This is a genomic window from Pantoea sp. R102 (genome assembly GCF_004916815.1).
In the GTDB taxonomy this organism is placed as follows: Bacteria; Pseudomonadota; Gammaproteobacteria; order Enterobacterales; family Enterobacteriaceae; genus Pantoea; species Pantoea dispersa.
In genome coordinates, this window is record NZ_SDFT01000233.1 from 1 (window position 1) to 9,456 (window position 9,456).

At 60.2% G+C, this 9,456-nt stretch carries 11 protein-coding genes; 2 read left to right on the plus strand and 9 right to left on the minus strand.

Annotation, left to right across the window (positions count from 1 at the left end; translation table 11 throughout):
* The 7 genes from ERD80_RS22590 to ERD80_RS20485 all read right to left on the minus strand — a co-directional run.
* The coding region (locus ERD80_RS22590) for a hypothetical protein (RefSeq protein WP_168926303.1) at positions 1-194 on the minus strand (194 nt) is incomplete at its 3' end.
* Positions 191-1,003 (minus strand): ABC transporter permease subunit, encoded by an 813-nt coding sequence (locus ERD80_RS20460; RefSeq protein WP_021506598.1) that lies wholly within the window; start codon positions 1,001-1,003, stop codon positions 191-193. The genes ERD80_RS20460 and ERD80_RS22590, both read right to left, overlap by 4 nt.
* Positions 1,000-1,857, minus strand: a complete 858-nt coding sequence (locus ERD80_RS20465; protein ID WP_058781754.1) for an ABC transporter permease — start codon at positions 1,855-1,857, stop codon at positions 1,000-1,002. The genes ERD80_RS20460 and ERD80_RS20465 overlap by 4 nt, the downstream gene beginning before the upstream one ends.
* Positions 1,857-2,879 carry an ABC transporter substrate-binding protein gene (locus ERD80_RS20470; RefSeq protein ID WP_136548331.1) on the minus strand — a complete coding sequence of 341 codons (1,023 nt, stop codon included), beginning with the start codon at positions 2,877-2,879 and terminating at the stop codon, positions 1,857-1,859. Before ERD80_RS20470 ends, ERD80_RS20465 begins: the two co-directional genes overlap by 1 nt.
* Complete coding sequence (locus ERD80_RS20475; RefSeq protein ID WP_058775666.1) at positions 2,866-3,888, minus strand: substrate-binding domain-containing protein; 1,023 nt, start codon at positions 3,886-3,888, stop codon at positions 2,866-2,868. Before ERD80_RS20475 ends, ERD80_RS20470 begins: the two co-directional genes overlap by 14 nt.
* 124 nt (positions 3,889-4,012) lie before the next feature.
* On the minus strand, positions 4,013-4,621 hold the full coding sequence (locus ERD80_RS20480) for a DsrE family protein (RefSeq protein ID WP_021506594.1): 609 nt from the start codon (positions 4,619-4,621) through the stop codon (positions 4,013-4,015).
* A gap of 27 nt (positions 4,622-4,648) precedes the next feature.
* Positions 4,649-5,254 carry a DsrE family protein gene (locus ERD80_RS20485; RefSeq protein WP_136548334.1) on the minus strand — a complete coding sequence of 202 codons (606 nt, stop codon included), beginning with the start codon at positions 5,252-5,254 and terminating at the stop codon, positions 4,649-4,651.
* 697 nt (positions 5,255-5,951) lie between these two features.
* On the opposite strand from ERD80_RS20485, the gene ERD80_RS20490 reads away from it, so the two are divergent.
* Positions 5,952-7,415, plus strand: a complete 1,464-nt coding sequence (locus ERD80_RS20490; protein WP_021506592.1) for a M48 family metallopeptidase — start codon at positions 5,952-5,954, stop codon at positions 7,413-7,415.
* Between the two features lie 149 nt (positions 7,416-7,564).
* Positions 7,565-7,912, plus strand: a complete 348-nt coding sequence (gene arsC / locus ERD80_RS20495; RefSeq protein ID WP_136548336.1) for an arsenate reductase (glutaredoxin) — start codon at positions 7,565-7,567, stop codon at positions 7,910-7,912.
* Here arsC and hda read toward each other — a convergent pair.
* Together hda and ERD80_RS20505 are read right to left on the minus strand one after the other, a co-directional pair.
* On the minus strand, positions 7,909-8,610 hold the full coding sequence (gene hda, locus ERD80_RS20500) for a DnaA inactivator Hda (protein WP_031279417.1): 702 nt from the start codon (positions 8,608-8,610) through the stop codon (positions 7,909-7,911). The genes arsC and hda overlap by 4 nt on opposite strands.
* Positions 8,611-8,702: 92 nt before the next feature.
* Positions 8,703-9,456 (minus strand): solute carrier family 23 protein (locus ERD80_RS20505; RefSeq protein WP_282183388.1); only part of this gene is annotated, 754 nt, incomplete at its 5' end.

Consider the following 9,456-nt stretch of genomic DNA (forward strand, 5'->3'; position numbering starts at 1 on the left):
AACCGTACGCTCACGCGTGCTAATAAGGAGGCGGCATGAACCCTGCGGCCGTAACCGTTACGCTGCTCCACTGTGCGCGGCACTTTAATCACCAGCTGGCGCTGCAGCCGCTCGATCTGACGGTGCAGCGCCAGCTGGTGATTAAAGTGCCGCGCACAGTGGAGCAGCGTAACGGTTACGGCCGCAGGGTTCATGCCGCCTCCTTATTAGCACGCGTGAGCGTACGGTTGAGCCAGTGATTGACCGCGTTGAGCATCAGCAGCAGCGGCAGAATCAGCAGAATAAAGATCAGCGTGTAGGCCGATCCCACTTCCAGTCGCATTGAGGCATAGCTGTCTGCCAGCCCCACCGGCAGCGTTTTTGTCAGCGGCGTATGCAGCATCCAGGTGATGTTGAACTCACCCACCGACAGGGTGATCACCATAAACGCCCCGGCGAGAATGCCGTTGCGACAGTTGGGCACCACCACGGTAAAAAAGCGCTGCCACAGGCTGGCACCGAGACTGGCCGCTGCCTCTTCCAGCCGCGGCATCTCCACCGCCTGCATTACCGCCAGCACCGGGCGCAGCATAAACGGCAAGGTAAACAGCACGTGACCGATCAGAATGAACAGCCAGCTATCGCGCAGGCCGGAGAACTGGCCGTACAGCAGGATGATGCCCAGCGCGGTGGCGAGGCCCGGCAGCGCGACCGGCAGCATCAGGCACTCTTCGATGCGCGCCGCCCAGCGCCGCGGCGCTTTTAGCAATCCCCACGCTGCCGGCACGCCGATCAGCAGCGTGATCAGCAGGCAGGCCAGCGCAATCAGCAGCGACAGCCAGAAGGTGTCGGCGTAAAGCTGCCACACCTGGGTCACCCACTTCAGCGTCAGGCCGCTGCGCAGGCCGGTAAAATAGTTGTTGGTCACGCCGGCCAGCATCGACAGCACCACCGGCACGATCATGAACAGGGCGGTGAGCACGGTGACCAGCAGTTGCAGGCTGAACAGTCCGCGACGTCTCATGTCACCTCCTGATGGGCCAGTCGGCGCGCCAGCATCAGTGCCAGCCAGGCGACGCCGCCCATCACCACCGACAGCGCGGCGGCGGTGGCGAAATTGGCGTAGTTGGTGAATTCGCCGTAAATGGTCAGCGGCAGCACCGCCAGATCGGTGCCCAGGGTAAACGCGGTACCGAACGCACCCATGCTGGTAGCAAAACAGAGCGCGCCGGTGGAGAGCAGCGCCGGCTGCAGTCCCGGCACAATCACATCCCAGGTGATGCGCCACTGACTGGCGCCCAGCGAACGCGCCGCCTCTTCGAGAGAACGGTCGAGTTTTTCACTCGCCGCCACCAGCGTGATGATGGCGCGCGGCAGTGAAAAATAGAGATAGCCAATAAACAGGCCGGTAAACGAATAGGCCAGCATCCAGCGCTCGTGGAACAGCGCCAGGCTGATTTGCGCCAGCAGTCCCTGACGGCCCGCCAGCATCACCACCAGAAATCCCACCACCACGCCCGGAAAGGCCAGCGGAAACGTCAGCAGCGCCAGCAGCGTGCTGCGTCCGCTGAAGCGCTGGCGTGCCAGAAAGCAGCCGACTGTCGCGGCGATGGCCAGCGTCACCAGCGTGACGGCGAGCGACAGCAGCACGGTGTTCAGCAGGCTGAGCAGGTAGTGCGGCTGGGTCAGTACCGTCCAGTAGCCGCTGTGCCGGGTGCTGCGGTCGTCCTGCATTGCCATCTGCAGCAGACGGACAAACGGCAGCAGCCAGAATGCGCAGAAGAACAGCAGCGCCGGCAGCGTCAGCCATAGCCAGCGGCTGCCGGCCAGGCGCGGTGTCCGGCGGCACGAAGCCGCCAGGGTCTCGGTCATCGCCATCAGCGAATCTCACTCAGATAGCGCGCCGAGAAGGCTTTCTGCGCTGCCGCCATCTGCTGATAGTCAACGGTTTGCGCACGCGCATAGTCGCTGTCCGGCAGGAAATATTTCTTCGCTTCTGCGCTCATGGCGCCGGTGCGCACCGGGCGCAGGAACGCGCTGGCCCAGATGGCCTGCCCTTTGTCTGACAGTACATAGTCGATCACTTTTTTGCCGTTCGCCGCGTGCGGTGCATTCTTCACCAGGCTAATGACGTACGGCACCGTTACCGTGCCCTCTTTGGGAATAACAAAGGCGACGTTAGCGTGATCTTTGTAGCGGGCGCGGTAAGCATTGAAGTCATAGTCGAGCAGAATCGGGATCTCGCCGGAAATCAGGCGCGCATACGCGGTCTGCTTAGGCACGATAGGCTGATTCGTCTGCAGCTTTTTGAACCAGTTCAGCGCCGGCGTGAAGTCCTGCATGTTGCCGCCCTTCGCCTGGTTGACTGCCACCGCCGCCACGTAACCGACAAAGGCGCTGGCCGGATCGAGATAACCAATCATGCCTTTGTATTCCGGCTTCAGCAGGTCGTCCCAGGATTGCGGCACCGGCGCGCCGCCCAGCGCATCGACGTTGACCATAAAGCCCATGGTGCCCGAGTGCAGCGCCACCCATTTGCCGTTGCTGTCTTTCATGCCGGCAGGAATGTCATTCCAGTGCGCCGGTTTGTAACTGGCGACCACGCCGGCGCTGTCGGCCTGAATGCCGAAGCTGACGCCGTAATAGACCACGTCGGCCACCGGATTGCCCTGCTCCGCCACCAGCTGCGCCAGCGCCTGGCCGGAGTTTTTGTTGTCCTGCGGCACCTGAATGCCGGTGTCTCTGGCAATCGCTTTGAGCTGAGTGCCCCAGTCGGCCCACTCAGGCGGACAGTTGTAACAGATGGCGGTTTCCGCCGCCTGCGTCAGGCTGGTAAACAACGCGCTGGCGCTGAGCGCGATGGCGCCGGCGTAAATTTTTACTTTTTTATGCAGCATCATGAGGTTCCCTGGTGGTGGCAATAAACGCGGGGGCAGCAACACTCTCACCGCTCCGCAACTGATGTGGCAGCACGCGGGTGCCGCGGCTGACGTTATGCAACAACATATCGATGGCGCAGGCGCCGAGCCGTTCGGCGGGCTGCGCTACGCTGGCCAGCGACGGGGCCATTTGTGCCCCCATCGCAATCCCGTCAAAGCCCATCACCGCCAGCTGCTGTGGTACAGGCACGCCCGCGCGCGCCGCCGCGCCAATCAGGCTAATGGCCAGCAGGTCGTTGGTGCAGATCACGGCGCTGAGCGGGGTGGCACCGCTGAGCATCGGGGCCAGCAGCGTAAAGTCGGATTGGGTGTGGCTGGCCATCTCAATCACCGGCAGCGCCGTCAGGCCCGCGTGCTGCATGGCGTCGCAATAGCCCTGATAGCGCAGGCGCGCACGGTCTGACTGCAGCATCGGTCCGGCGACCATGGCAATGCGGCGATGACCAAGCGCCAGCAGCTGTGCGGTGGCTTCGCGCATCGCCTGGCGGTTATCCACGCACACCGCCGGCCAGTGGCTGTGCTGCGGCACGTTATGCGCCAGCACAAACGGCAGGCCAGCCGCCTGCAGCGTGCTGAGCACCGCGCTGTTATCCGCGTCGGCCACCGTCAGGACCAGGCCCGCCACGCGCTGGCGCAGCATATGTTCAACGATGGCGGCTTCGCGCTCGGGCTGGTAATCGCTGGTGGCCACCAGCAGGCCATAGCCGGCGTCGCGCGCCTGGCGCTCCATCGCCTGCAGCTGGCAGGAGAAGATCGGGTTAAGCAGCGAGGGCAGCAGCACGCCAAAGGTGGTGGAGTGCTGCGTGCGCAGCTGGCGCGCGATGTGGTTAGGACGAAAGCCGAGCTGCTCCGACGCCGCCAGCACTCTCTCCAGCGTGTCGCGCCGCAGCAGATGGGGATCGGAAAAGGCGCGCGCGGCCGTGGCGCGTGAAACGCCTGCCAGCTTTGCCACCGTGAGTAAGTCGGACATGTTCGCCTCGTAAAGTGCCGATGAGATCGATCTCATTGGCGCCTAAACTAACGGCGAACTGTGACAGTGACATCGCGAAGGGATGACGAAAAGATGACAGCAGCCTGCACTGCTGTCGGCAGGATTACAGCATCAGGAAGGCGTACCCTTCGTTTTGCAGCGACGCGACGGTGGTGCCGCTGGAGAGCGTATGCGTGACGCGGGTATCAATCCAGTCGCGCTCCAGCTGATGGAAGGCCACCGACTGGTCGCAAATGGTCACTTTCACCCCGGCTTTCTTCAGCTCATCAATCAGCTTCAGGTTAGGGTTATCGCTGCCGTACGCTTTACGGAACTGATCGTTATTGAGCGCGGCCGGCACCGCATCGCTGTTAATCGACACCACAAAGTTGAGCTGATTCAGCGGCACGCCAGCCGCGTAATAGAGGTTAGTGACGCGTGCCACGCGCTCAAGGCCGAGGTTTGGCTGATGGATATCCCCTTCACTGCGGTTGATCTGAAACACAATCTTATTGCTCAGCCCGGGCGTGTTGGCCGGGTTGTAATCCGGCGTGTTAACAAAGTGAATTTTACCGTAACCGGCAATCGCCGGCGTGCTCCAGAAATCCGCCGGTTCGGTTTTCTGGTCAGCGAATTTCCCGCTGACTTTATCCACCAGTTCCGGCAGCTGCAGCACATTTCCGCCGACAAAGCCCGCCAGCGCGGCGATAACAATATAGGATGCTGGACGCATGACACTTCTCCTTAACCAAAGACGCGATTACATCTGTAAAAAGGCATAGCCCTGATTTTCCAGCGTCGACACCGTGGTCGGGCTGGACAATGCATGAATCACCGACCGGTCGATCCAGTCGCGCGGATAGTGATGGAACGCCACCGACTGATCGCACACCGAGACTTTGACGCCCAGCTTGTTCAGCGCGCCAATCAGTGCGAGGTTGGGATTATCGACGCCATAAAACTGCTTAAAATGCGTATTATCCAGCGTGGCGGGCGTGGCATCGCCGGTCATCGACACCACAAACTGCAGCTGTTCGGCCGGTACGCCAGCGGCGATGTACAGATTGACCACGCGCGCCACACGCTCCAGCCCGAGGTTAGGCCGTTTGATATCGCCTTCATTGCGGGTCAGCTGGAACACCACTTTGTTGCTCAGCCCCACCACCGGTTTAAACGCGGCGTCGGCTTCATAATGAATTTTGCCGTAGCCCGCGACCGCCGGCGTGCTCCAGAACCCGTCCGGATCGGCAGGTTCAGCGGAAAAATGGCCCGCGATACGCTGATACAGGTCATCGCTTTTGATTACGGCGGCACCGACCATCCCACCCACGATGGCAATCAGGGCATAGGAAACAACAGAACGCATAGAAACTCTCCGGCATGCACTGCGCGTTAATTCACAGTCCGTTTGAAAAAGTGCTTTATCTATACCACAGCGCGCGGCGCGCAAAACGCCTGTACTGGCGGGCTGTCCGGCGTTTGGCTGCCAGCAGAAATCATCGCGCCAGCTGATTGAATAAGGCTGTTGATTGAGCGGTGCGGGCGAGTTGAAAAATAGCTGGCCGGAAATACCGGCAGTCACCAGGGAGAGAGATGCACAGCAGAAGACAGCGCCTCATCGTGCGGGTTAATACTGTCATCGCGCGCCGCCAGTTGACCAGTGAGCAAAACCTGACCATTCATTTCTGGGCTGGTGACGCACGGCCAGAGCAGCACGATAAAAATCACTGATGGATAAAGCGGGCCAACCGGGGGATTTCGGGCGTGTTTTTCAGAGTAAACCTGGAAAAAACCATGCCAGATTCAATTATTTTGAGCAACTTTACGTAACTTTAATTTCATCAGGGCGCTGCGCCTTTTTCTTTTGCCTTTTCGCTATTCAATTTTTTGCTACAAATTTCGCGTCAGTCAGCCATTCTTTGCCATCACGTCAATGTGACGGCGGCATTTGCTTGTATCCTCACTGTGGTTAAGATAGAGCCGCGGCAGAAAAGGAAACGCCGCCACAGAACATTGGCATGACTTTCCTGTCCTATGGCAGGAGACTTTTACAGGATCAAGGCATGTTTAACCGGTTGAAAAAATCAGTGCTGGCGGCCCTTATTCCTGCGCTGCTGCTCACGCCTGCGGTCGGTGTCCGCGCCGATCTGAGCGACAATTTGCCCGACATGGGCACCACGGCAGGCTCCACGCTTTCCATTAATCAGGAGCTGCAGATTGGCGACTTCTACGTGCGCCAGCTGCGCGCCAGCGCGCCACTGATCAACGATCCGCTGCTTAATCAGTACATCAATGAACTCGGTCAGCGGCTGGTGGCACACGCCCATTCAGTGCGCACGCCGTTTCACTTTTTCCTGATTCAGAATGACGAGCTCAACGCTTTCGCCTTCTTTGGCGGCAATGTGGTGCTGCACTCGTCGCTGTTCCGCTATACCGATAACGAAAGCCAGCTGGCGTCGGTGATGGCGCACGAAATTTCGCACGTGACGCAGCGTCATCTGGCGCGCGCCATGGAAGAGCAAAAGCGCAGCGCCCCGCTCACCTGGGTCGGCGCGCTGGGTTCGATCCTGCTGGCGCTGGCCAGCCCGCAGGCCGGGATGGCGGCACTGACCGGTACGCTGGCCGGTACACAACAGGGTATCATCAGTTTCACCCAGGGCAACGAACAGGAAGCAGATCGCATCGGCATTCAGGTGCTGCAGCGCGCCGGTTTCGATCCGCAGGCGATGCCCGCGTTTCTGCAAAAGCTGGCCGATCAAAGCCGCTTCTCGTCAAAACCACCGGAAATTCTGCTGACGCACCCGCTGCCCGATAGCCGCCTGGCCGACGCGCGTAACCGCGCCAACCAGATGCGCCCGGTGGTGGTGCAGTCGTCGCAGGATTTCTATATGGCGAAGGTGCGCGCGCTGGGTATGTACGCCACCGGCCGCAATCAGCTGACTGACGATTTGCTGAATGAGTACGCCAAAGGCAACACGCGGGAACAGCAGGCGGCGCAGTACGGCAAAGCGGTGCAGTTCCTGCAGGCAAAAGATTTTGCCAACGCGAAAAAGATCATCGCGCCGCTGCTGGCGAAGCAGCCGGATAACCTGTGGTTCCTTGATATCATGACCGATATCGACATCGGTCTGAACCAGCCGCAGCAGGCCATCAGCATGCTGAACGCCGCCCGCGGCAGCCAGACCAGTCCGGTGCTGCAGCTTAACCTGGCGAACGCCTACGTCGAGGCGAAGCAGCCAGCCAACGCCAGCCGCATCCTGAACCGCTACACCTTTGCGCACCCTGACGATCTCAACGCATGGGATTTACTGGCGCAGGCCTCAGCCGCGCAGGGGCTGCGCGATGAGGAGCTTTCGGCACGGGCTGAAAGTCTGGCGCTGAACGGCCAGCTCGATCAGGCCATCACCACTCTGAGTAGCGCCAGCGCCCAGGTACCGCTCGGCAGCCTGAAGCAGGCGCGTTACGATGCGCGCATCGACCAGTTCCGCGAGTTACAGCGGCGTTTTAAGCAGTATGCAAAAGGGTAAATAGCCGGTTACGCGGGTGGATGGCCGGCAGGATTTAGGTGCGCACCAATGGTTATTCGTAGGGTGCATATTGATGCGCACCAGCAGTTATTCGTAGGGTGCGCATTCATGCGCACCTGGCAACAATGGATTACGCAGGATAAAAAAACATGGTCCGTATTTATCACAATCCGCGCTGCAGCAAGAGTCGCGAAACCCTCGCGCTACTGCAGCAACAGGGCATTGAACCGCAGGTGGTGCTGTATCTCGACACGCCGCCGGACATCGATACGCTGAAAACGCTGCTGCAACAGCTGGGCATGCACAGCGCACGCGAGCTGATGCGCCGTGGCGAGGAAATCTATAATACGCTGGGGTTGGCCAGTGACGATCTCAGCGAACAACAGCTGTTACAGGCGATGGTGGAGCATCCAAAACTGATCGAGCGGCCGATTGTGATTCAGGGCGACCGCGCACGCATTGGTCGTCCGCCGGAAGCGGTGCTGGAGATTCTCTAAAGCCCCAGCGCCTCTTTCACGAAGGGAATGGTCAGCTTGCGCTGTGCGCTGATCGAGGCGCGATCGAGACGATCAAGCGTGTCAAACAGCGTGCGCATTTCGCGGTCGAGGCGTTTCAGCAGGAAACGCCCAACATCTTCCGGCAGCTCAAAGCCGCGCAGGCCGGCACGCAGCTGCATCGCCTGCAGTTTGTCCTCGTCGGACAGCGGCTGTAAGCGGTAAATTTGTCCCCAGTCGAGACGTGACGCCAGATCCGGCAGGCCCAGATTGAGCTGACGCGGAGGGCGATCGCCGGTGATCAGCAGGCGGGTTTTGCCGGTTTCCAGAATGCGGTTGTAGAGATCGAAGATCGCCATCTCCCACTCGGCTTCGCCGGCGATGCACTCAATATTATCAATGCACACCAGCGCCAGATTCTCCATGCCTTCCAGCACTTCCGGCACGAACCAGGTGCGCTTATCGAGCGGCACATAACCCACCGCTTCGCCGCGCGCGGACATTTCGGCGCAGGCTGCGTGCAGCAAATGGCTGCGGCCGCCGCCTTCGCGCGACCAGAAGTAGAGATAGCTGCCGTGCTGTTGCGCCAGCGCGCCCTGCAGCGCCGCCAGCAGTGACGGATTTTCCCCCGGCCAGAAACTGGCAAAGGTTTCATCATCGGGTAGATAGAGTGGCAGTGAAAGCTGTGCCGGCGTGTTCAGAAGTACCTCAACGGATGAGCGGGCAGAAAACCGGGCAAGTTTATCACGATCCTCCGCAGAGATGAACCGGGCTTCCCTGCCCGCAGGATCCTTTAAAGCTCGCGTTTTTCTTCCGCGTCCAGCACCACTTCTTCCGGATGTAACAGACTGATTACCCGGAAAATCAGCGCCAGGCCAACGCCGACGATGGTGGCCAGCGCCATGCCCTTCAGCTCGGCGGCGCCCACGTGCACCTTCGCGCCACTGACGCCAATGATCAGGATCACCGAGGTAAGGATCAGATTCTGCGCTTTGTTGTAGTCAACTTTGGATTCAATCAGCACGCGAATACCGGAAGCGCCAATCACGCCATACAGCAGCAGCGACACCCCGCCCATCACCGGTACCGGGATCGCCTGAATCGCGGCCGCCAGTTTACCGACGCAGGAGAGCAGAATGGCGAAGATCGCCGCACCGCCGATCACCCAGGTGCTATAAACGCGGGTGATCGCCATGACGCCAATGTTTTCACCATAGGTGGTATTCGGCGTGGAACCAAAGAAGCCGGAGATCATGGTCGACAGGCCGTTGGCGAACATCGAGCGATGCAGACCCGGATCGCGAATCAGGTCCTTCTTCACGATGTTGGCGGTCACCACCAAATGGCCCACGTGCTCGGCAATTACCACCAGCGCTGCGGGCAGGATGGTCAGCATCGCGGCCCATTCAAAGCGCGGCGTATAGAAGGTCGGCAGCGCAAACCACGGCGCGTTTTCCACTGCGCTCCAGTCAACGATACCCATTGCCGACGACAGCGCGTAGCCGACCAGCACGCCAATCAGGATTGGGATAATGGCGAAGAAACCA

Coding starts and splice junctions, on each gene's coding strand:
- ERD80_RS20460 (WP_021506598.1), bottom strand. CDS start 1,003: ATGAGACGTCGCGGACTGTTCAGCCTGCAACTGCTGGTCACCGTGCTC.
- ERD80_RS20485 (WP_136548334.1), bottom strand. CDS start 5,254: ATGCGTTCTGTTGTTTCCTATGCCCTGATTGCCATCGTGGGTGGGATG.
- ERD80_RS20465 (WP_058781754.1), bottom strand. CDS start 1,857: ATGGCGATGACCGAGACCCTGGCGGCTTCGTGCCGCCGGACACCGCGC.
- ERD80_RS20475 (WP_058775666.1), bottom strand. CDS start 3,888: ATGTCCGACTTACTCACGGTGGCAAAGCTGGCAGGCGTTTCACGCGCC.
- arsC (WP_136548336.1), top strand. CDS start 7,565: ATGGTCCGTATTTATCACAATCCGCGCTGCAGCAAGAGTCGCGAAACC.
- ERD80_RS20470 (WP_136548331.1), bottom strand. CDS start 2,879: ATGATGCTGCATAAAAAAGTAAAAATTTACGCCGGCGCCATCGCGCTC.
- ERD80_RS20490 (WP_021506592.1), top strand. CDS start 5,952: ATGTTTAACCGGTTGAAAAAATCAGTGCTGGCGGCCCTTATTCCTGCG.
- ERD80_RS20480 (WP_021506594.1), bottom strand. CDS start 4,621: ATGCGTCCAGCATCCTATATTGTTATCGCCGCGCTGGCGGGCTTTGTC.